Consider the following 21,734-nt stretch of genomic DNA (forward strand, 5'->3'; position numbering starts at 1 on the left):
GGACAATGCTCACATTGCCGAGCCATCGGGATGTTATCAGTGCCAACATCACCGTATCATCACGGAGATCTTCGGAACGCCCTGCTGCGGAGCGCCCGCGACCTTCTGGAACGTTCGGGCGAGGCCAACCTCTCGCTGCGCTCCGTCGCCCGTGACGCCGGTGTGTCGTCGGCAGCTCCGTACCGCCACTTCGCCGACAAGAACGAACTGCTGGCCGCGCTGGCCGCGATGGGATATCGCGAACTCACCGATCGCTTCGGATCGATACCGACCACGGACGGCGCACTCGCCGAGCTGATCGAGAGCTTCCTGGCCTTCGCCGAGTCAGAGCCCCACCTGTTCCGCCTGATGTTCAGCCACCCCTGCACGCGCGGGGACGCGGAGCCCGCACGCGCCGGCCGCGCAGCGCTCGAAGCCCTCGTACGCCAGATGCCTGACTTCTCGGAGGAAGCCCTCACCGCGGCGTGGGCCTTCGCTCACGGCCTGGCGGCGCTCATCGTTCACCACCAAATCAGCCCTGGCGACGACCGCAGGAAGTACGTCGCGGCGATCATCAAGGCGGCTGCGAAAGCCTCCCCCTGACGACGCCCCGGCGAGCTTCCCTCAGTTCTTCTGCGGGGATGTCAGCACAAAGATGTACGTGGCTTCGGCCCTCGGCAGGATGTGCGGGGCGCATCCTGGCGGCAGGATCGGCTCATGACCGCCGGCCTGCTGATCGCGTTCGCCGCTCTGGCCCTCGTCGACAGCACGAGTTTCGGAACCCTGGGCATTCCCGTCTATCTCCTGCTGGCCTCTGGACGGGGGCAGACGTCGCGGGTGCTGATCTATCTGGCGACCGTGGCAGGGTTCTACTTTCTCGTGGGCGTCGGGCTCATGCTGGGTTTGTCCACACTTGTGGATAACTTCGGGGAAGCGCTCCACAGCCGGGCGGCGTACTGGGTGCAGCTCGGATTAGGGGTCGGGCTGTTCGCGTTGAGTTACCGGTTCGACCCGAAGCGGCGCGAGAAGCTCGGCAAGCCCGAGCGGCGCTTCGAGCCCCGGGTGGGCGGGCCCGGGGTGATGGTGCTGCTGGGGCTGACCGCCGGGCTGCTGGAGGTCGCCACCATGGTGCCGTACCTGGCGGCGATCGGCATGATGACGAGCTCGGACCTGGCGCCCGCTCAGTGGGTGCCGCTGCTCGGGGCGTACGTGCTGGTGATGGTGCTGCCTCCACTGGTGCTGCTCGCTCTGCGCGGCGTGGCCCGTGGGTGGCTGGAGCCGAGGCTGGAGCGGTTGCGGGCCTGGATGGTCAAGAACTCGGCGTCGATGGTCAGCTGGACGCTGGCCATCGTCGGGATTTGGCTGGCTCTGGACGCGGCCTCACACCTGTTCTCCCGCTGACGGCGTCGGTCAGGCGGTGGCTCCGCCGTCGATGACCAGGTCGTGGCCGGCGACGAAGGACGACCTTGTCGGTGAACCGCATGGGTGAGCATCCTTGCATATCGAGAACGGTCGGTCTTGAATAAGGGCATGAGAGAACCCCCGCCTTGCAGGCGGGGTCAGTCGAGCAGGGTGAGCGCCTGCGCGGCGGCGTCGCGCAGGCGGGGGCCGCCGCCCGCGGTCCGGCCGAGCACGCGCATGCCCTGCAGCAGCACCAGCAGCAGCCGGGCGATCGCCCGCGGATCCTTGGAGCCGGCCAGCTCGCCCTGCGCGCGGGCGCGCACCAGGGCGGAGGTGAACGCCGCCTCCAGATGGCTCCAGCTCGACTCGACGAACCGGGCCGCCGCCGGGTCGTGCGGCGCCAGCTCCACCGCGGTGTTGACCACCATGCAGCCACGCCTGTCGTCGCCGGCGGACTGCTCGGCGTAGGACCGCACCAGCGCGCGCAGCGCCGGCAGCACCGGGCCCGGCTGGGCCAGGGTGGCCACGACACCGGGGTCCGTCGTCTCCAGGTAGCGCTCCAGCGCCTTCAGGTAGAGCTCGTGCTTGCCGCCGAACGTGGCGTAGATGCTGGCCCTGGCGACGCCCAGCCGCGCCACCAGGTCCGCCATCGAGGTCGCCTCGTAACCGCGCTCCCAGAACAGCTCCAGAGCCAGCTGGAGCGCGACATCAGGATCGAACTCCTTGGTTCTCGCCATGCCAGAACGCTAGCTTTATTGAGACCGTTCGGTTAAATATGCGCCGAGCTCGGCCCGGCCCTCGTCGGCGCGGGCGGGCAGCAGGAGCAGGGTGCAGGCGCGCTCGAACCGGGCGCCGATGCGTTCCCAGCCGTCGATGGCTGCCTCCAGGGCGGCGGCGTCGCCGTACAGCCTGCCCGTGGCTCGGGACAGGCAGGCGGCGGCCCAGTCGTTCTCCCGGCCGGCCTCGGCCGCCGCGGCCAGCCGCTGACCGGCGTCGGGGAGCCCGGCGACGACGGCCAGCTCGGCGCAGACGGCGGTGGCGTACCTGTCGAACAAACCGGGCACGAACCCGGCCGCGGCCCGCTCCACCAGCCCGGCCACGTCACCGGCGGACCGGCCGGTGTGCACGGCGACGCGGGCGTCCACGAACGCGACCAGCGCCGCGTGCCCCGACGACGCGGTGACCTGCCCGACCGTCAGTGCCCGCGTACGCCAGGACCTGTACGCCTCCTCCTCGCCGAGCAGACCGTGCGCGAGCGCCACCGAGCACAGCGCGTGCGTCATCCACCTGCCCGGCGGGCCGTCCATGCGCGCCTGGCCGTCCCACATCTCGGCCGCCCTGGCCAGCGCCTCCTCGAAGTCGCCGGCGAGCACCAGCGGCGTGACGAGCCTGCTCCTGGCGAGCGCGGGGTGACTGCCGGTGACGTCGTCGCGCATCGCCATGCCCGCGAGGTCCAGGGCCTGCCGCAGGTCGCCGGCGGCGATGGCGTACACCGTGGCGACGTGCAGGGAGTCGACGATCTCGATGCCCGAGCGCGGGTCGTCGCGGTCCATCGCGTCCAGCAGGGCGAGGCGCTCCCTGGCCAGCCGGAACGCCTCCCGGGGGTGCCCACGGCGGGCCGCCGCCGAGACCACCGCGTCCAGGGCGGAGCTGACGAGCACAGGGTCGCCGGTCCCACGGGCCGCCGCCAGGGCCCGCTCGCCGGTGGCGGCGTCCGTACCGCTCCAGGCGACGGCCGCCGCCACATGAGCGGCCACGAACGGATCGTCCGGATCGCCGGCGGCTGCCGCCTCCTCGGCCAGCGTGTCCAGGCGCTCCTGCGGCACCTCGATGCCGGCGCCGAAGCCCGGGTGCCGCCTGGCGATCACGGCGGCGCGGGCGAGCGCGACCGCCCGCGCGTTCCCGTCACCGGCCGCCGCCGCCCGCTCGGCGGCGGCCAGCTGCAGCTCGACCGCCTGCCCGGCATCGGCGAACGCGAGCGCGCACTCGGCGGCGTCAGCCAGGTCCCGAGCCGCCTCCCCCGCTCCCGTCGCCAGCCTGGCGGCCTGCCGATAGTGCGCCAGCGCCTCGCTCAGGAACCTCCGCCCATAGGTGAGCCGGGCCAACGCCCGAGCCAGCCGATGCGCCAACGCCCGCGGGCCGTCGGGCGCCGGCTGCGTCTGCCGGCCGTCCGGTGGGGGCGTCTGCGGGCCGTCCGTCAGATTCGGGGGTACGTCCGCGCTCACGGATGCCTGTGCAGCCGCCAGCGCCGCGCGCAGGTCGTCGGCCACGGTGTCGAAGGCGTCATGCCGGCCACCGTCCAGGCTCTTCGAGGACGCGAGGCGGACCAGGGCTTCGGCCGTCGTGGCGGCCCAACGCAGGTGACGATCCTGGAGGGCGGGGCGTTCGCCGCTGTCGTCGAGCCGTTCGGCGGCGAACCCGCGGACCGTCTCCAGCAGGCGCCACCGGCCGGCGTCACGCGCGACCAGGCTCTTGCCCGCCAGCCGGCCCAGGACGTCGGCGACCTCGGCACGACCGCCGGAGACCACGGCGGTGACCGCGTCCAGGTCGAAGCCGCCGGTGAAGACCGCCAGGCGGCGGAACAGCGTACGCTCGTCGTCTTCCAGCAGGTCGTGGCTCCAGCCGAGCACGGCGCGCAGCGAGCGGTGCCGCTGGTCGACTCCCCGTCCGCCGGCCAGCAACCGCAGGTTGTCGTCCAGCGCCGCCAGGAGGCCGCCGGGCCCGAGCGCGGCGCTGCGGGCGGCGGCGAGCTCGATCGCCAGAGGGAGCCCGTCGAGCCGGGCGCAGATCTCCGCCGCCTCCCCCGCGTCAACGGCGAAGCCGGGGTCGGCGGCGGTCGCGCGGTCCAGGAAGAGCCGCACCGCGTCGGAGGACAGCGGCAGCGGCTCCACGGACACCAACCGCTCGCCCGGCACGCCCAGCCGCTCCCGGCTGGTCACCAGGGCGCGGGTGCCGGGGCAGCGCGACAGCAGGCGGTCCACGAAGGCGGCCACCGCGTCGAGCAGGTGCTCGCAGTTGTCCAGGACCAGCAGCGCCCGGTCCCGGCCGAGCCGGTCGGCGATGGCGTCCTCCAGCGGCTGCTGCGGCCGTTCGGACACCCCGAGCGCCGCCGCCACCGCCTCGGCGACGAACGGATCACGCACCGGCACCAGGTCCACGAACGCCCCGCCGTACGGAAAGGAGCCCGCCGCCGCCACCGCCAAGCGGGTCTTCCCCACGCCGCCCGGCCCCACCAACGTCACCAGGCGGGCGGACTCGAACGCGGCCATGACCGCCGCGAGCTCCGCGTCCCGGCCCACGAACGTGGTGCGCGCCGTGGGCAGGCCCGCCACCTCCCCGGACGACGCGGCGACCTCCTCGGCGAGGGCCGCCAGCTCGCGCCGGTCGGCGACGCCGTACTTGCGCAGCAGCGAGGAGACGTGGCTCTCGACCGTGCGGATCGAGATGTGCAGCCTGCTCGCGATCTGCGCGTTCGTCAGCCGCGCGCCGAGTGCTGTGAGCACCTCCGCCTCGCGCCGCGACACCCCACCCGCACCTGACATCGTCACATGCCACATCATCGCCCACCCGAGGACGTACGTGTTTTTCCGTGGTGGATCCGTGGTGAACACGGATGTCCGCGACACCCCTCCCGAAGGAACCTGATCTCAGCCGAAACGAAGGGGTCAAGACGATGAGCCAGCAGCTGGTGGACCGGGCGCGCAGGATCGACGGGTTCCGTGGAGCCGTGCACGTGCCGGGTGACGAAGGGTACGAAGAGGGACGTAAGTCGCTCAACCCGGCGGTCAACGCGCGGCCCGTCATGGTGGCCGAGGCGGCCGGCCGCGACGACGTGCGGGCCGCCGTGGTCGCCGCCGCCGAGCACGACCTGCCGCTCGCCGTGCAGGCGACCGGCCACGGCACGCACGTGCCGTCCGACGGCGGCATCCTGCTCAGGACGTCGCTGATGGACCGGGTCGAGATCGACCCGGTCAGACGAACCGCCCGGGTGGGGCCGGGCGTCCGGTGGGGGCAGGTGCTGGCCGCCGCCGCGCCCTACGGCCTGGCACCTCTGTCGGGCTCGTCGCCTCAGGTCGGCGTCACCGGCTACACGCTGGGCGGCGGGGTGGGGTGGCTGTCGCGCCGGTACGGGTTCGCCGCCGACAGCGTGCTGGGCGCCGAGGTGGTCACCGCCGGCGGCCAGGTCGTGACGGCCGACGCGGACGGCCACGGCGACCTGTTCTGGGCGCTGCGGGGCGGCGGCGGCAACTTCGGCGTCGTCACGTCCCTGGAGTTCAAGCTGTACCCGGTGGCACAGGTCTACGCCGGTATCGCCTACTTCCCGTACGAGGTGGCGGGCGAGACGCTGACCCGCTACCGGGACTGGGCCGCGACCGCGCCCGACGAGGTGAGCACCGCCGTGATGCTGACCGCCATGCCCGACGGCCGTCGGGTGCTCGGCATCAAGGCGATGTACGCGGGACCGGCGGAACTCGGCAGGCAGGTGCTGCGGCCGCTGTGGGAGACCGCCGGACCGGCGCTGGTGGACGGGATGCGGACGATCGGGTACGCCGACGCGGCGATGGGCGGCACCCCCGCCCGCTACCTGAACTTCTTCGACGCGCTGCCCGACGAGGTGATCGGCACGCTGGTGGAGACGGGCACGCACGCGACCGTGGAGATCCGGCACTGGGCCGGTGCGATGGCCGCCCCCGGTCCGGACGCCGGCCCCGTGGGGCACCGCGACGCCCCCTTCTCCGTCATCGTCGACCAGCGCACGCCCGAACTGGCCGAGACCCTCGGCCGGCACGGCACCGGCGGGACGTTCCTCAACTTCCTGCTGGACAGCACCAGGGTGCACGCCGCCTACACGGCCGCCGACCACGCGCGGCTGACCGCCGTGAAGAAGGCGTACGACCCCGGCAACGTGTTCCGGCTCAACCACAACATCGCGCCCCGGTGACGGCCCGCCATGGGCATGGTCAGATCGTGCGACGGGACCGCGATCGCGTTCCGCCGGTACGGCGCGGGTCCGGCGATCGTGCTGGTCGGCGGGGCGGCCGAGCGGCTCGCTCTGCTGCTTTCGACGGGCTTCACCGTCTACCGCCCCGACCGCAGAGGGTTCGGTGACAGCGGCGACACCGCGCCGTACGCGGTGGCCCGCGAGGTGGAGGACCTGGACGCGGTCATCGACGCGGCGGGCGGCTCGGTGTCCATGGCCGGGCTCGGCTCCGGCGCCGTCCTGGCCCTCGAAGCGGCCCGCCTCCTACCCGGCATCACCAGGCTGGCGCTCCACGGGCCGACGCTGCGCCCGCGCCCGGACACCCCGGACAGGCTCCTGACACACCTGACCACCCCGGCCCGCTCGGGCGCCCCCTGTACGGGCTTCGCGGCCACCCGGTGGTCCTGCGTCTCCGTGCCGACGCTGATCCTCGACGAACACCCGATCGGCACCGGCCCCGGCGGCTCGCCCGACGACTGGACCGACGACTGGACCGACGGCTCGACCGACGGCGAGAAGCTGGCAGCCCTGCTGCCCGACGGCCGCCACAGGACCGTGCCCCACCTGGAGCCCGCCGCCCTCGCCCGCCGGCTGGCGGAGTTCTTCAGGACGAGTACGCGGCCACCATGCCGGCGATCGCTCCGGCGGCTCCCAGTGTGGTGATCGCGGTCCCGGCGGTCAGCGCCGCCCTGTGGCCTCGCCGTACTCCCAGCCAGTGCATGATCACGTACGGCAGGAAGCCCAGCCCACCCAGCCCCACCGCGGGCAGTGTCGCGGCCACCAGCACGCCCCTCGCCCCGTCGGGCAGGGCGCGGTCGCCGGCGGGGGTGAGGCGGGCGTGGGTCACGTCGCCCGCCCGCGAGTCCGGGGAGGCCGCGACCATGACGGGAGGCGCGCCCGAGTCGGGGACGAAGCGGCCCCGGCAGTCGTACCTGCCCTCGCCCAGCGCCTCGCAGGAGACGACGGTGAGGGTCCCGGGTGTGCCGGTTCTGCCCAGCGCGAGCTCGAAGTCCGGCACCGACAGCGCCACCGGCGCCAGGCACACCGCCAGCCAGAGCAGGACGACGACGATCCTGCCGACCGGTCCGGGGCCGGGGCTCCCACTACCCGCGGGCGTCACCACCTGGAAGTCGCTCATCACGCAAGGATGCCGACCGCCACCTGGCGGTTGGCTTGCAGGTGACTTCGGACGGTCCGCGTTCGGTCAGGAAGCCTGGACGACCGGCACGCCCTCGCTCGCCTGCACCAGGACGAACCCCTGTCCCTTGAACGCGAGCTGCATGGCCTCGCCGCTGCCGCGGCCGATGAGCGCGCCGGCCTTCATGGTCCGGTTGACGCCGACGTGCAGGCCGGTGCTCCAGCAGACGGCCGACTGGCCGTCGGCGTAGGTCGGCATCGCGGCGGCGTCGAGCAGCACGGGCGTGCCGTGGGTGGTGACGGCCACCCAGCCGGTGCCGTTGAGCGTGGTGTTGAACAGCCCGCCCGCCGCCATCCCCGCGCCCTGCACCCGCTGGATGTCCCAGGTCAGCTGCGGCTGGAAGGCCAACAGGTTGCGCCCGTTGACGGTGAGGCCCTCGTTCTCCAGGTAGAACAGGTGGATGTCGTCGGCGTTGTCGGCGAGATAGAGCTGCCCCTGGCCGCGCACCCGCATCAGCGACGCGCCCTCGCCCGTCATGGCCTTCTTCAACAGCTTGCTGATGCCGCCGGAGCCTTCGTAGTCGAAGTCCATCTGGCCTTGGAAGGCGACCATCGAGCCCTGCTTGGCCAGCACCTCGTCGGGGAGTTGTACCCGGAGCATCTTGCCGTTCTGCAGGGCGAAGCCGGCGGGGAGCTGCTGAGCGTCCATGTTGCCGAAGAATGAGCTGCGCACGTTCGACCCTTTCGAGAGTGTTCCGGACCCTCCACGATATGAGGTCAGAACAGGTCGGACGCGGGGGTGTACGTGCTCATCGTGCGCCGCGGCGGGTAGCTGGGCCGGGTGAGCAGCGCCTGGGCGACGGCGGCCTTGGTCAGCGCGACGCCGCGCAGCACCGGCAGCGCGGTCACCGCGAACAGCAGGCCGACGGCGGTGTTGAAGACCACGGCCAGCACCGGGCCGTCACCGAGGCCGAGCAGGCTGGGCAGCCCCCGGAAGGTGACATGGTCGGCGAGGAACCACACGTAGAGCGGGGACGCCAGCCCGGCGATGGCCCCGGCCCACCAGGTCACGGTGACGACGAAACCCGCCACCGCGACCGGGAAGGCGATGATGGCGTGCAGCAGGTCCATGACGGCCTGTCCGCTGCTCAGCGGGTTCATCACGCGCCGGAACCAGCCTGCCGACGCCGGGGCCTCGGTGTAGTCGGGCCGTTCCACGGGGGTGTCGAGCACCCCGGGCAGCGCGGCTCGCTCGAGGTCGGCGAGGTTGCGGGCCACGAGGGCGGTCGCCGCCAGGATGGGCAGGCCGATGAACGTGACCATGCTGCCCACCCCGGCCGCGACACCGGTCACGATCAGGCAGAAGGAGATGATCGCCAGGGGGAAGGACAACAGCAGATAACGGGAGTCGGCGGCGATGCGGTGCGCGAAGGTCGTCATGGTGGCAACGCTACGAGCGGAAGAGCTCCGGATCTCTCCCGCTCACTACCGTCCTCAGGTAGGGGCAGCCCTACCTGCCGAGGTCAGGGGCGCTCGCCGAGCCGATCGACCCAGGCGGTCTCCTCCAGGGCCACACGCAGCAGCGGCGCCGGGTCTCCCACCTCCGCGACCTCGTACTGCAGCAGTCCGGCGGAGTCCGGATCGATGATCAGCCGGTACTCGTACCGCTCACCGTCTGCGGTGGTCTCCTCCGTCATCAGGGCGGCCCCGGTGCGCCCCTTCGCGTCGGCGACCTCGCCCTGCGAGGTGATGCCCTCCTGACCGGCCAGCACCCTGAACAGCGCCTCCCGTGTTCCCGGCGTGATCGGCGCGCCCAGCAGGTCCACGCTCGTCTGCCACAGATAGACGGGGAAGGTTCCCTTTTCGCCCTGTTGCGCCTGGTAGAGCTGGCGCAGCTTGCGTTCCAACGCCTTGCTGCCGGTGGGCAGTTCGTCCACGTTGCGCATGTTCAGGGAGGGGTTGGCGATCGACAGGATCCGCTCGGTGTCGTCCTCGTTGCTGGACGGACGAGGACGCAGGTCAGGGCTGCCCGCCTGCCGCCACTTCGCCTCGTCGGCGGGCGAGCCGAAGGAGACCTCCTGGTCGCGGCCTCGCTGGGTGCGGTTCTTCATGCCCGGCAGGCGCGGGCGCCACGACTCCGTCGAGTCCGCGACGAAGGCGGCGTACGGGAGTGTCGCGGTCTTGAGCTTCACCAACCGCCGCTCGAACTCCCGCTCGGCGGCTCGGAGCTCGTCCGGCTTGTCCTTGAGCGCCTTCCGGCGCCGTTCGAGCTCGTCGACCAGGGCCTGGACGCTGGCGTGGTACTCGCTTTCGACGTTGTGCACGCGCTGGAAGGTCCGATCGCGTACGTACCAGTAGCGGCCGGAGCCGGCCGGGGTCCGGGTGGCGCTCTCGGCCGCCGCGAGCAGCACGGTGTGGGCGTCCAGGGTGCGGCTCTCCGACGGGCGGGTGCTGGAGGCGGTGGGCGAGACGGTCGAGGTGATCGCCTGCGGGGGCGTACCGGGGTCCCCCGGCCCCGGCACGACGACCACGGCCGCGGCCACCCCGGCGGCCAGCGCGCCCACCAGGATCAGAGGCCGCCTGCGCCGCGCGGCCGCAGCCCACGGGGCCCGCGATGCGGACGGAACGAAAGCGGGCGGGGTGGTGGGCCCGGTGGGCAGGGTGGTGGCGGGCGGGGTGGTGGCGGGCGGGGTGGCGAAGGTAGCGGCCAGGTCGGCCGCGCGGCGGCGCCTGTACGTCTCCTCGGTCAGCTCGTCCAGCCCTTCGGGCTTGAGCTGGGCGAACATGCGGTCGTTCATGTCTTCCTCCTCGGGGGATCGGCCGGCGCTCGGCATCAGGCCTCCTCGACGAACCGCTGCCGGGCGGCGGTCCGGAGGGGTGGCGTGGCCGATCTCGACTGCGCGAGCAGCGCCTTGCCCAGGCGCTTGCGTGCGCGGTGCAGCCGGACGCTGTACGTACGGGTGGAACAGCCCATGACGGCGGCGGCCTGCTCGGGCGGCAGGCCGTGCCAGGTGGCCAGGGCCATCGCCTCCACGTCCTGCTCTGGCAGCGCGGCCAGCACGGCGAGCGCGAGTTCCCTGTCCACGACGTGTTCGGCGACGTCCCAGCTCACCCGGTCCCGCTCGGTGGTGAGAGCGGCGACCCGGTCGAGCAGGGCCCGCAGCCGGAACCGCGAGTCGCGCTGCTTGGCCAGCAGGTTGCGGGCGACGCCGAGCAGCCACGGCAGCGCCGGGTCGGGCAGCTCGGCGATGCGCCGCCACGCGATCAGGAACGTCTCGCTGCACACGTCCTCGGCCACGACGCTCTCGGCCCGCAGCAACGCGTAGCCGAGCACGGCGCGATAGTGCCGGTCGTAGAGCTCGGTGAATCGTTCTTCGGGATCGTTCACAAGCAGTAGTCCTCCGAGGAACCCCAGGATTACCGCTGACACCGCATCTTTTCCGGCGAACCCGCACGGAAGCACCGGCTCACTTATGCAAGACGGAACGTTCTATCTGCTATACTCCCGGCAATGGTGCAGAACACTCGAGGTCAGGTGTCCGAAGCGCGATCACGGCTGCTCGGGACCGCCACCCGGCTCTTCTACACGGAAGGGCTCCACTCCGTGGGGATCGATCGGATCGTCGCGGAGGCGAAGGTGACCCGCGCGACGTTGTACCGGCACTTCGCCAGCAAGGACGAGCTCGTCGTCGCCTATCTGCAGGCAGCCGACCAGGCCCTGCGCGAACGGGCCGGCGAGGCCGTCCGCAGCGGCCGACCGGCGGCCGACATCCTCCGAGCCATCGCCAGGTCGATCGCCGACGACATCGGGTCACCCGGGTTTCGCGGATGCGCCTTCCTCAACGCCGTGGCGGAGTATCCAGACCCCGAGCATCCCGTGCACAAAGCCGTCCTCGCCCACCGCCAGTGGTTCCTGCGCACCATCACCGACCTGCTCGCGCAGACCGGAGAGACACCGCCCGAGCCCGCGGGCCGGCATTTCGTCATGCTGCGCGACGGCGCGATGGCGGCGGGCTGCCTGACCGACCCGGCGGCGGTCTGCGAGACGTTCCTCGAAGGAATCGAGGGCATCCTGCGGTTCCGCACCGGCCCCACGGCACCTCGGCCCAGGGCGGAAACCGCCTGAGCGCTACGGACCGTGGGGCCTCCTCCTCCCGGATCCCGTCCCGCTACGCGCGCAGCAACTCCGCGACCGCCTCCACGGTGCCGGGATGCCGCGCGAGCAGCGCGCCCACCTCCCCCGGAGCGGCGGGGACGGCCTGGCCGAGCGGCTGCCAGTCACCGTCGCAGCCGAGCAGCCCCGCCACCGCGTCGATCGCCGCCGGATGCGCGGCCAGCAGCTCGGCCACCGGCCCACCTGAGGCGGCGGGCCGGGCTTCGCCACGCGGCGCGGGCTGAGCCGTCCGCGCCGCCGTCCACGGCGGCACCCAGGCGTCCACGGCCGCCAGAGTGGCCGGGAACGTACGGCCGGCCTCGCGGATGAGCACGGGCACCAGCTCGGGCGCCTCCTGGCGCAGGGTGGTGATCAGCAACGGCAGCCACGGCAGCAGCACCTCGTCAGGCAGCCGGGCGAACGCGTTGGAGACGACCTCGACCACGAACGGCGTGAGCGCGGGCGCGGGTTCGAGCGCCTGGACGAACCCGCTGATGTACTGCGGGAACGCGGGGACCACGAGCGGGTTGGCGAGCAGCTCGTCACAGCGTTCGCGCAGCTCGGCCAGCGACAGCACGCCGAGCTGGAACTGGGCGCCCCACAGCAGCGCGACCTTGCCCGGAGTCTCCGGATGTGACTGCCGCACGGCGATCTCGAGCTGGGCGCGGTCACAACCGAGGGACAGCGCGAGGCTCTCCATGGACGACAGGAACCCCAGCATGGCGGCCACCTGCCGCACCCCGATGTCCTCGGCCACGAAGGCGGTCGGCAGCAAGGTGCAGTAGTGCGCGTAACCGGTGGTGACGAAGCGCTCGCACCAGGCCGGCAGGGCGGGCTCGGTGGCGCGGTAGTGGGCCAGCAGCCTCCGGATCCTGCGCAGCACGTCGGGGGCGTCGTCCACGGTCCGCTCGGCGGCCAGCAGCTCCACGGCCCGCGCGCCGAGCTCCTCGGTGAAGCGGCGGCTGCCCAGGAACAGGATGGAGTCCTCGACCGCTTCGAGCGCGACGGCGGCGGTCGCCTTCGGCTCCCACACGCTGCGGCGCAGCCGCTGCTCCAGCACCTGCTCGACGGTGACGCCCTCGTAGCCGAGCTCGATGAGCGCGCGCTGGTGGTGGCCGAGCGCGACGTCCCAGCTCTCCTGGATCGACCGCTCACCCAGCCGGCGACTGCCCATGATGGGCCGTACGGCTCCGTCGGGAAGCAGCCGGACCAGGAGCCACAGCAGGTCCGAGCAGGGCGCCAGGCCCGGATCGGCGTTGAGGTCGAGCAGCGCGCGGTGCACGGCGCGCTTCTTCAGGTCGAAGCCGAGCGGCGCGAGCCGGTCGTAGACGTCCTGGGCCAGCGGCGGCAGCGCCTGATAGCCGACCTCGCCGATCCGGTCGCCGCCGAGGAGGATCTCACACAGGCGGCGCACGTCGCGGCGGCCCGGCACCGTGTCCTTCTCGATGCAGGTGACCGCGGCGTCCTGGAAGTCGTACGGGGTGGGACGCGCCCTGTTGCGCATGCCGGCGAGCAGGATGGAGGTCTCGAACACGGCGATGGCGTCGGCGGTGCTGGCCAGATAGCCGTTGCGGCGGGCCAGCCGGACGATGTCCACGCACCAGCCGAGCAGCTCCGCCTCGTCCAGCTCGTCCAGGGCGGGCGGCCTGGACAGGAAGCCGGACAGCCGGTCGGCGAGCGGTTCCCGCTGGGCGGGCGTCCGGGTGGGCGTCTTGCGCGCCGGGCGCTTGGACTGCTGCCCCTTGAGCTGGAACGGCTTGACGCCGCCGCGCGACACGGCCTTGTCGAAGGTCGCGGCGGCGATGGACACCGAGCCGCCGGCCAGCCCGAACTGCTCCTCGATGGCCGAGTGGCTGGACGGAACGAGGCCGTACAGCCAGGTGGTGGCGGTGCGGGGGGTGATGTCGAACTCCTTCCGCTCCGCCGCCAGCCCGAACTGCTCGACCCGGCTGGCCGCGTGGAAGGCGCCGCACACGTACAGGCATCGCTCGGGGTCGGCGCCCGAGGTGGCGAGGTGCTCGCGCATCCGCGTCCACATGTAGCGCTCGCGGTCCTCGTCGCGGGCCAGCCGCCCGGCGTCGTCCGGCCCGAGGCGCCTGAACAGGCTGCCGATCAGCACCATGACCTGGCGGTAGGTGTCGTAGTCGGCGGCCGCCAGCGGCTGCTCGACATACTGGTCCCACCACTCCGACCAGTGCCGGACCTTGCCGTGGTGCAGCAGGTGCTCTTCGAGCTCGGCGAAGCGGGGACGCAGGTCGCCGATCTCCACGCCCACCGCGTCACCGTTGGAGGACTGGCCGGGCCGCTCCTGCGGCAGCCACTGGAAGACGTGGTCGGCCGAGCGGTCCACCAGCACCAGCTCGACGCCCGGCGTGTCGAGCGCGTACGCGATGGCCTGATACTCAGCGGACGCCTCGGTGATCGGCGCGATGACGTTGAGCGGCCCCCAACCGGCCGGGAAGCCGTCCAGTTCGGTCGCGAACGCCTGCAGCGCCACCGGCAGGCGGCAGTTGCGCAGTTCGTCCAGAATCGGCTGCAGGTCCTCGCACAGCTCCAGGTAGATGACCTCGGGCTGCTTGTCACGCAGCCGCCGCGCCATGGCCAGCGCCGAGCCCGGCGAGTGGTGGCACACCGGGAAGATCTCCAGCTGCTCGCCCAGCGCCCGGTCGACGTCGTCGACCATGCCCGACAGGATGCCGGACAGCGCGCCGGGCACGCCGGCGAAGGCCGCCGCGGCGTCGTGCAACTGCTCGCGCAGGGCGGCGAACGGGCTCTGGGTCATGACAGTGTGGCGATCGCCTGGCGGCCGCCTTCGAGGAAGTCGACCCAATCGCCGCCGTCCTTCTTGCTGCGGGGCTCGATCACGCCGTGCCAGTACTTGTTGAGGATGGCCAGGTCCTCCGGCTGGCGACGGGCCAGCGAGCCCACCAGCGAGCCGGCGAGCGTCGCGGCGCGCAGCGTGCGGTCGCCGAAGAAGTTGCTGTGCAGGATCGCGTCCTCCAGCACGCCGATCTGCTCGGCCGTGGACAGCGCCGACTCCAGCTTCTCGTCGTCGCTCTGCGCCGCGGCGGCCGCGGCGCGCAGGTCGGCGAAGCTCTGCAACAGGATGTCCAGCAGCGTCGGCGGCAGCTCCAGCTCGATGCGGTGGCGGCGCAGCAGCTCCACGGTACGGAAGCGGACGATCTCCGCCTCGCTGCGCTTGTTCGTCACGACCGGGATGCGGACGAAGTTGAAGCGCCGCTTGAGCGCCGACGACAGGTCGTTCACGCCACGGTCACGGCTGTTGGCCGTCGCGATGATGGAGAAGCCCGGCTGGGCGAAGACGATGTTGTCGTCGTCGAGCTCGGGGATGGAGACGTACTTCTCCGAGAGGATGGAGATCAGTGCGTCCTGCACGTCGCTGGTCGACCGGGTGAGCTCCTCGAAACGGCCGATCACCCCGCCCTCCATCGCCGTCATGATCGGCGAGGGGATCATCGACTCGCGCGACTGCCCCTTGGCGATCACCATGGAGACGTTCCACGAGTACTTGATGTGGTCCTCGGTGGTGCCAGCGGTGCCCTGGACGACCAGGGTCGAGTTGCGGGAGATGGCGGCCGACAGCAGCTCGGCGAGCCAGCTCTTGCCGGTGCCCGGGTCGCCGATCAGCAGCAGGCCGCGGTCGGAGGCGAGGGTGACGATGCTCCGCTCGACGAAGCTGCGGTCGCCGAACCACTTCTGCGGGATCTCCCGGTCCAGGCCGTCGGCGCGCTCGGAGCCGAGCACGAACAGCCGGACCATGCGCGGGCTGAGCCGCCAGGAGAACGGCTTGGGGCCGTCGTCGATCGACTCCAGCCAGTCGAGCTCTTCTGCGTACTTGACCTCGGCGGGGGCACGCAGCATCTCGTCGGTCATTTTCCGGGGTCTCCTAGTTGAGGAAGCTCTTGAGCTCGAACACGAGTTTGCGGATGTGGCCCGAGATCACGGGCGTGCCCAGGTCCTTGAGCTTCTGGCGGAACCAAGGGTCCACGCTCTGGCTGCCTGAGCTGTTGACCGACCCGACGGGGATGAACTTCACGCCTGACCGGTGCACTGCCTCGAACTCACGCTGCAGGTCCCGGTTGTCGTAGAAGTCGGAGATCCACACCATCGCGGTGTTACGCGGGTCGAGAATCTTCGGGCGGGCCTGCGCCATCGCGACCACGCCGTTCGTGCCGCCGCCGAGTTGGGTACGCAGCAGCACCTCGAACGGGTCGTGCACCCATGGGGTCAGGTCGAGCGCCCGCGTGTCATAGGCGATCAGATGAACGTCCACCTTGGGCAGCCCGGCGAAGATCGACGCCAGGATGGTGCAGTTGACCATCGCGTCGACCATCGAGCCCGACTGGTCCACGACCACGATCATCCTGGCCGGGGTGGTGCGCTTGGCGGTGTGCCGGTAGTACAGGCGGTCCACGTACAGGAGCTGGTCCTCTGGGCTCCAGTTGGGGAGGTTCTTCCAGATCGTCCGCTCGATGTCCAGGTTGCGGAACACCCGCTTCGGCGGCACCGACCGGTCGATGGTGCCCGCGCTGGTCTGCTGCACCTGCGTGCGCAGCACCTCGGCCACCTCGTCGACGAACCTGCGGATCAGCGCCTTGGCGTTGGCCAGCGCGACTCCGGACAGGTTGTGCTTGTCGCGCAGGAGCTGCTCGATGAGGGACATGCTGGGGGTGAGCTGCCTGGCCAGCGCCGGGTCGGCGAGCACCTCGCGCAGCCGCATCCGGCGGACCAGGCCGCCCTCCAGGTCGCCCAGCACCCCGGCCAGCTCGCCATGGCCGTCGCCACGGCCGGGCCCATGACCGCCGCGGCTCGGATGGGTGCGCAGCTCGCCCGGCTGGTGGCCGAGCGCCCGCTCGAACCAGCCGGCGTCCTGCTGCCACCTGGCCAGGTCGGTGGCGGTGACGTTGCCCTGGCCGGTCGCGAACAGGTTCAGCAAAAGCTTGGCGGCGAGCGCCGCCGTGCGGGCCCGGTCCCTTGGCAGGCCGCTCTCGTCGGCGGTCATCAGGCCGTCGAACTCGGCGGCCAGCTCGGGGAAGCGCTGCACCAGGTTGTCGACCGACACCGACGGGTCGAGCAGCGCGGTGGGCAGGCCGAGGTCCTCGACCACGGCGACGCTGGCCGCCTCCAGGGACGGCTGCTCGTCGGCCTCGAACACCCGGGCCAGCAGCCGCCAGAGCAGCACTTGACGCCGATTCGCCTCAGCCGTGGTGACCGATCGTGGCGGCGTCGTCGGTTCTGATGTGGTCATCGGCGCAGCAACCGTCCGGCTCGTTCGCGCAGGACCGACACCGCGTCGCCCGCCCTGGCCAGTGACTTGACCACCTTGGGATCGGTGGGCCCCTGCGCCCAGTCGCCGGTGTGCTCCTCGACCGGCTGTTTCTTCACCGTGCCCTGGATCGCCAGCGGCTGCAGCAGCCACCGGCCGGCATCCCAGCGCAGCAGCCCGACGCACGCGGTGGAGACGGCCATGAGCTTCGGCGTGAGCGGGCCCGAGGAGGGCAGCCGATCGACGGCCACCGCCAGCTCGTGGCCGTCCAGCGAGATGCTCTCGCCGGTCTTGGCCGTGGTGTAGCCCTCCACGAACACGGGCTCGGCGATGCGCGCCGGATGCCGATCGAGGGGCGGCGCGGCCGGAGCCAGTGCGCCCGCGAGCATGACCCGGGCGGTGGCGAACGGGTCGGCCGGCCCCTGCAGGGCGGCCCGATCCTCCTGCCACACCAGGTCGCCGCTGCCCAGCAGGGGCATGTCGGTGATCTCCACCGATCGCCGCCCGGCCAGCGCGCCCGTCAGCACGGGGAAGTCCCCCAGCAGCGACCACATCGCCGGGCCCACGATCGTGTCCACCTTGCAGGCGGAGACGGCGGCCCGCACCACCCTGGGCTCGCCGCCGACGGGCTCCAGCACCGCGTGCACCTGCGCCTGGATGACGGTCGCGTGCTCGTGTACGTCCACGCCGAGGATCAGCAGCCGGCCCGAGACGAGCGCCGCAGGGTCCGGGGCGCCGAGCCAGTCCGGCTCGGCCAGCAGCACGGCACGCGTCCACAGGTCCGCCCACCGGCGCACCGGGAGCTTCTCCATGGCCGCGACCGGGGACGACGCCCTCAGCTCGCCTGCCAGGCCGTCGATCAGCACGGCGAGCCGCCGCGCACCGGGCTCGGCCAGCACCGCCTCGACCGCCTGATCAGCGGCGGCGGCCAGGTCGTGCCCGACACCCCGCCAGCCGGTGATGGCCAGCTCGTGCAGCCACGACCGACAACCGGCGAGCAGATTACCCATCGCCGGAGCCGCCCCGGAGGCTTGCGCAGCGGAAGCCGAAGGCGCTTGCGGCACGGAGGGGGCGGCGGGCGGGGGCTGCCATGGGGGTCTGGTACGGCCCAGGGAGTCGTCCAGGTGGGTCAGGAGGGCATCGTGGGTGGCGCCGAGGAGGGCGGCTCGCGCTCCCGCCAACGCCGTCAGGTGCTCACCCGCCACCGAACCGGCGATGATCTTGTCGGCCGCCTCGCGGGCCCGGTCGCCGAGCGGCGTGGCCGCCACGGCTCCGGCCAGGCCGGTGACCGCCTGCGCGCCCCGCTCGTCCAGCCGGCCGAGGCCGTTGGCGAGCGTCTCGTCGAAGGCCGTCACCAGCTCCAGGGCCTCCGCCACACCAGGCGGGTCCTCGGCTAGCGCGGCCAGCTGCACCGCGAGCATCAGCGCACCGCCCCGGAGGCCGGGAACCAGTGCAGCTCGGGCAGCGGCGCCGTGGTGGCGGGCAGCTCCAGGTAGGCCAGGTGGCGCAGGAAGCGGCTGAACACGACGGCCGCCGGGGCCGGCTCGTGCTGCCCCGCCCCGATGCGATGCCGCAGCTCCCCCGCCTCGGTGACGCTGTCGGGGTCGGCGACCCGCAGGTAGCGGGCGACCCGCTCGGTGCCGTACTGCACGACCGCCTCGTCGATCAGCGACCGCAGGTGCTTGCAGTGGGCGCCGATCAGGCCGCCGCACTGCCGGTTGTTGTTGGTGCTGCAGTTGTAGGCGTGGGTCCCGGCGGCGATCGAGGAGACGTACACACGCTCGATGTCCGAGCCGCTCGACACCACTCCCTGCAGGCGCCCGTCAGCCAGCTCGACGAAGGGGACCTTCGCGAGCTTGCGCGGCTGGAGGGGCGGCACGACCTGCGTCACGCTGCTCTGCTCCCACGCGGTTGGGTCCGCGTTCACGATCCTCGACCTCCAGCACAAGACAGCTCGGGGAATGCCACCGGCACGGCGGCACCTGCACGTACGGCTGATCAATGATCCGGAAATGTACCGGATGCGACCGACAACAACGGGCCGTTCCTGATCTTCGACGCGACGGGTACGCCGTGCCGCTGCTCGCGACCACCGGGTCATCATCTTTCGCCGGATTTTAAGGGTGTATTTCCTAGCATGAGGCTCCTCCTAACGAAGCGAGACGTCATGCCGCACGATCACGAAGGACAGCGGGTCAGCAGGCGCAAGCTGATCGCCGGCATCAGCTCCCTGGGCCTCGGCGGCCTGCTCGCCGCCTGCGCCCCCGACGCCGCCCCGGCCATCTCCTCGACCGGGGCCGCGGTGACGCCGCGCGCCACCACGGCCAAGGACCTCACCTCCCTGTTCGACCAGGCCGGCACCTGTACGCTCAGCCCCGCGACCACGGCCGGCCCCTTCTACTTCGACGCGGACCGGATCCGGAGCGACATCCGTGAGGACAGGCAGGGGGTACGGCTCCGCGTCGCGATCAAGGTGCAGGACAGCGAGACCTGCGAGCCGCTGCGCGACGCCGTGGTGGAGATCTGGCACTGTGACGCGGCCGGTTCCTACTCGGGGGCCGAGTCCCGGGCTTCGGGTGGCGGCTCGGCGGGCGCCCCGCCGGACGACTCGGCCGACCTGGAACCCCTGGACGACGAGCGTTACCTGCGCGGTGCCCAGGTGACCAACGCCGACGGCATCGTGGAGTTCACCACCATCTGGCCGGGCTGGTACCAGGGCCGGACCATCCACATCCACGCGATGGTGCACTTCACCGACGCTCGCGTGCTCACCACGCAGGTGATGTTCGACGAGGCGCTCAACACCGAGGTGCTCGCTCAGGCCCCATACACCGACCGCCCTGACCGCGACACCCGCAACGACGACGATGGCATCTACCGCGACGACATGCTGCTCAAGGTCACCAAGGACGACGACGGCTACCTCGGCGTGATCGTCTTCGCCGCCGACTCCGACCGGGACGGCGCCTGACCCCCGATCAGGCCACCGATCAGACCACTGATCAAGCCGCCGCCTTGCGCAGCTCGGCGAGCTGCATCCAGGACAGTACGGCGCTCCCTCCGAGCAGCGTGATCCCTGACAGCACCCCGCTCACGAATGGCACCCACTCCAGCGCGGACGTGCCCGCCATGACGAACCCGGCGATGCCCAGCACCGTCGGGGCGACCCCCGGCACCAGCATGCTCGGCGCCTTCCACACCGGCGCCAGCGCGACGAAGTGCGCGCCGACGACGAACGCGATCCAGGCCACGTTCACCTGCTCCGGCACCCCCAGCGCGCCGAGCACCGGCAGCCCGCCGAACAGCAGGACCACCTCGACACCGACGATCACCAGGTAGGCCTTGCCGAACATCGGCCCGCCCGCCTGCCCGCCCTGCGGCACGGCACCCGTCTTGATCATCTTGCCTGCCACCATGTACACGTAAATGACGAGCATGAGTGCCAGGACCGCCGCCACCCGCAGCGAGGTCCCCGCCCACGAGGGCAAGGGCTCGTTCGCGTTGATCGCCACGAAGAGCATGCCGAATACGGCCCCAACCAAAAGCCCGATAAGACGTTGCATGACCCGCGACTTTACCGACCGTCCGGCAACGTCATATCGGGTGACAGCGCTGCGGGCGGCGTATAGCGTCGCAGGGTTGTCACAGTCGGCGTACGAGGAGCGGCGAGCGGTGCGTTCCTGGACGGAGTTACCCGTCGGCAGGGTCGTGCGGCTGGACGGCGCCGACGCCGAAGCCGTCGCCCTGGCCATAGACCCGCTCCCCGAGGACGCGCCCGCGATCGTCACCTACACCGCCACCGAGGAACGTTCCACCACATCCCTGGTCGACGCCGTCCTGAACGAGCTGGAGGCGGCCGCCGCAGCCCTGTTCCCCGCGTGGCTGCCCGGCGCCGAGGGCATCTCCGGGCCGGGCGGCGTCAGCGTGCCGGCCGTACGGACACTCGCCCGGCGCAAGGCGGCGGGCGGCGCGGACTTCGGCCCCTTCCTCGCCGGGCTCGCGGAGCGGGCGCTGACCGGGCGGCCGAGCGTCTTCCCGCCGGAGATCAGGGCGGCGGGGCTCGCCAGGGTGCTGGCCGCCGGCTTCGGCCGGTCACACACGTCCCTCCTGGTCCGGGTCCCCGAGGGGCTCACGGACGCGGCGCAGGAGGTGCTGGCCGCAGGCTGCGAATGGCTCGCCCATCGCGGCGGCTTCGGCGTCTGGCTGGTCGGGACCGAGCTGTCGGCGGTGGACCGGGTGGCGAGAGTGCCGTTCCCCTTGCGGCGAGCCCTCCCAGAAGATCTCGCCACCCGCACTCCCTCGATGCCCACCGCTGGAGCGTGCCCGCCCAGAGGTTTCCCGGCCGCCACCGAAGCTTTTCCAGGGAATCGTGCCGTAGCGCCCCGGACGGAAGGCGGCGGCGAGGTTCCCCGGGCGGGCATCAGCTATCCGGCGGTCGCCGGGCGGCCGCATCCGGCCAGTCCCAGCGAGCGGGCACTGGAGGCCGCGCTGATCTCGTGCGGCTGGGCGGCGGGGCGCGGCTGGAACCAGACGCTGCGCCTGCATCCGCTCAGCAGCCCTGTCCGGGTGGATCTGCTCTGGCAGGCGGAACGGTGCGTCGTCGAAGTGGACGGCCCCGACCACCGGGGCGAGCTCAAGTTCGCCGAGGACCGCAGCCGGGACGTGCGCCTCCAGCTCGCCGGTTACTCCGTGCTGCGCTTCACCGATTCCCAGGTGCTGACCGATACCCAGGGCGTGGTCCGCCAGATCGAGCTGTTCCTCCAGGACCGGCGCCGTGTCACTCAAGAAGGATGAGA

20 protein-coding genes are annotated in these 21,734 nt (G+C 71.9%); 7 read left to right on the forward strand and 13 right to left on the reverse strand.

Translation table 11 applies throughout. The features are described 5' to 3' along the window. Positions 1-39: 39 nt before the first annotated feature. Both ACIBQX_RS22860 and ACIBQX_RS22865 read left to right on the forward strand, forming a co-directional pair. On the forward strand, positions 40-582 hold the full coding sequence (locus ACIBQX_RS22860) for a TetR/AcrR family transcriptional regulator (protein ID WP_397007585.1): 543 nt from the start codon (positions 40-42) through the stop codon (positions 580-582). Between the two features lie 114 nt (positions 583-696). Then, positions 697-1,380 carry a GAP family protein gene (locus ACIBQX_RS22865; protein ID WP_397007587.1) on the forward strand — a complete coding sequence of 228 codons (684 nt, stop codon included), beginning with the start codon at positions 697-699 and terminating at the stop codon, positions 1,378-1,380. Between the two features lie 158 nt (positions 1,381-1,538). Here ACIBQX_RS22865 and ACIBQX_RS22870 read toward each other — a convergent pair whose 3' ends face one another. Then, positions 1,539-2,117: a TetR/AcrR family transcriptional regulator gene (locus ACIBQX_RS22870; RefSeq protein ID WP_397007589.1), complete on the reverse strand. Its 579-nt coding sequence runs from the start codon at positions 2,115-2,117 to the stop codon at positions 1,539-1,541. 15 nt (positions 2,118-2,132) lie between these two features. After that, the gene (locus ACIBQX_RS22875; RefSeq protein WP_397007844.1) at positions 2,133-4,922 is read right to left on the reverse strand and encodes an ATP-binding protein; all 2,790 of its coding nucleotides are present in this window, start codon (positions 4,920-4,922) and stop codon (positions 2,133-2,135) included. Positions 4,923-5,053: 131 nt separating this feature from the next. Here ACIBQX_RS22875 and ACIBQX_RS22880 point away from each other — a divergent pair, with 131 nt between their 5' ends. Beyond that, entirely contained in the window at positions 5,054-6,322 is a 1,269-nt protein-coding gene (locus ACIBQX_RS22880; RefSeq protein ID WP_397007591.1) for an FAD-binding oxidoreductase, read from the forward strand. A 9-nt stretch (positions 6,323-6,331) separates the two neighbouring features. Then, positions 6,332-7,024: an alpha/beta fold hydrolase gene (locus ACIBQX_RS22885; protein WP_397007593.1), complete on the forward strand. Its 693-nt coding sequence runs from the start codon at positions 6,332-6,334 to the stop codon at positions 7,022-7,024. On the opposite strand, the gene ACIBQX_RS22890 is transcribed toward ACIBQX_RS22885, so the two are convergent. The 5 genes from ACIBQX_RS22890 to ACIBQX_RS22910 all read right to left on the reverse strand — a co-directional run bounded on the left by ACIBQX_RS22890 (position 6,966) and on the right by ACIBQX_RS22910 (position 10,886). Beyond that, on the reverse strand, positions 6,966-7,499 hold the full coding sequence (locus ACIBQX_RS22890; protein WP_397007595.1) for a hypothetical protein: 534 nt from the start codon (positions 7,497-7,499) through the stop codon (positions 6,966-6,968). The two genes, ACIBQX_RS22885 and ACIBQX_RS22890, sit on opposite strands and share 59 nt — an antisense overlap. 66 nt (positions 7,500-7,565) lie before the next feature. Continuing rightward, the gene (locus ACIBQX_RS22895) at positions 7,566-8,231 is read right to left on the reverse strand and encodes an AIM24 family protein (RefSeq protein WP_397007597.1); all 666 of its coding nucleotides are present in this window, start codon (positions 8,229-8,231) and stop codon (positions 7,566-7,568) included. Positions 8,232-8,275: 44 nt separating this feature from the next. Beyond that, entirely contained in the window at positions 8,276-8,938 is a 663-nt protein-coding gene (locus tag ACIBQX_RS22900) for a sensor domain-containing protein (protein ID WP_397007599.1), read from the reverse strand. Positions 8,939-9,021: 83 nt separating this feature from the next. Next, a complete protein-coding gene (locus tag ACIBQX_RS22905) occupies positions 9,022-10,296 on the reverse strand; it encodes a hypothetical protein (protein WP_397007601.1) in 1,275 nt (424 codons plus the stop codon). A 35-nt stretch (positions 10,297-10,331) separates the two neighbouring features. Next, a complete protein-coding gene (locus tag ACIBQX_RS22910; RefSeq protein WP_397007603.1) occupies positions 10,332-10,886 on the reverse strand; it encodes an RNA polymerase sigma factor in 555 nt (184 codons plus the stop codon). A gap of 123 nt (positions 10,887-11,009) precedes the next feature. On the opposite strand from ACIBQX_RS22910, the gene ACIBQX_RS22915 reads away from it, so the two are divergent. After that, complete coding sequence (locus tag ACIBQX_RS22915) at positions 11,010-11,624, forward strand: TetR/AcrR family transcriptional regulator (protein ID WP_397007605.1); 615 nt, start codon at positions 11,010-11,012, stop codon at positions 11,622-11,624. A gap of 43 nt (positions 11,625-11,667) precedes the next feature. Here the strand turns inward: ACIBQX_RS22915 and ACIBQX_RS22920 are convergent, their stop codons facing one another. From ACIBQX_RS22920 to ACIBQX_RS22940, 5 genes are read right to left on the reverse strand one after another with little or no spacing between them, the layout of a single operon-like run. Next, the gene (locus ACIBQX_RS22920) at positions 11,668-14,433 is read right to left on the reverse strand and encodes a DUF5682 family protein (RefSeq protein WP_397007607.1); all 2,766 of its coding nucleotides are present in this window, start codon (positions 14,431-14,433) and stop codon (positions 11,668-11,670) included. Beyond that, positions 14,430-15,545, reverse strand: coding sequence for an AAA family ATPase (locus tag ACIBQX_RS22925; protein ID WP_397007609.1), 1,116 nt, complete (start codon positions 15,543-15,545; stop codon positions 14,430-14,432). Before ACIBQX_RS22925 ends, ACIBQX_RS22920 begins: the two co-directional genes overlap by 4 nt. 13 nt (positions 15,546-15,558) lie before the next feature. Further along, entirely contained in the window at positions 15,559-16,920 is a 1,362-nt protein-coding gene (locus tag ACIBQX_RS22930; RefSeq protein WP_397007611.1) for a VWA domain-containing protein, read from the reverse strand. Continuing rightward, positions 16,917-18,359 (reverse strand): hypothetical protein, encoded by a 1,443-nt coding sequence (locus ACIBQX_RS22935; RefSeq protein WP_397007613.1) that lies wholly within the window; start codon positions 18,357-18,359, stop codon positions 16,917-16,919. Before ACIBQX_RS22935 ends, ACIBQX_RS22930 begins: the two co-directional genes overlap by 4 nt. Next, a complete protein-coding gene (locus ACIBQX_RS22940; RefSeq protein WP_397007615.1) occupies positions 18,359-18,865 on the reverse strand; it encodes a hypothetical protein in 507 nt (168 codons plus the stop codon). Before ACIBQX_RS22940 ends, ACIBQX_RS22935 begins: the two co-directional genes overlap by 1 nt. A 240-nt stretch (positions 18,866-19,105) precedes the next feature. On the opposite strand from ACIBQX_RS22940, the gene ACIBQX_RS22945 reads away from it, so the two are divergent. Further along, on the forward strand, positions 19,106-19,909 hold the full coding sequence (locus tag ACIBQX_RS22945) for an intradiol ring-cleavage dioxygenase (RefSeq protein WP_397007617.1): 804 nt from the start codon (positions 19,106-19,108) through the stop codon (positions 19,907-19,909). 31 nt (positions 19,910-19,940) lie between these two features. Here the strand turns inward: ACIBQX_RS22945 and ACIBQX_RS22950 are convergent, their stop codons facing one another. Then, a complete protein-coding gene (locus ACIBQX_RS22950; protein WP_397007619.1) occupies positions 19,941-20,459 on the reverse strand; it encodes a hypothetical protein in 519 nt (172 codons plus the stop codon). A 151-nt stretch (positions 20,460-20,610) separates the two neighbouring features. Between ACIBQX_RS22950 and ACIBQX_RS22955 the strand changes: the two genes are divergently transcribed. Beyond that, entirely contained in the window at positions 20,611-21,732 is a 1,122-nt protein-coding gene (locus tag ACIBQX_RS22955; protein ID WP_397007621.1) for an endonuclease domain-containing protein, read from the forward strand. Positions 21,733-21,734 lie beyond the last annotated feature (2 nt).

This window comes from Nonomuraea sp. NPDC049714 (assembly GCF_044465295.1).
Classification (GTDB): domain Bacteria; phylum Actinomycetota; class Actinomycetes; order Streptosporangiales; family Streptosporangiaceae; genus Nonomuraea.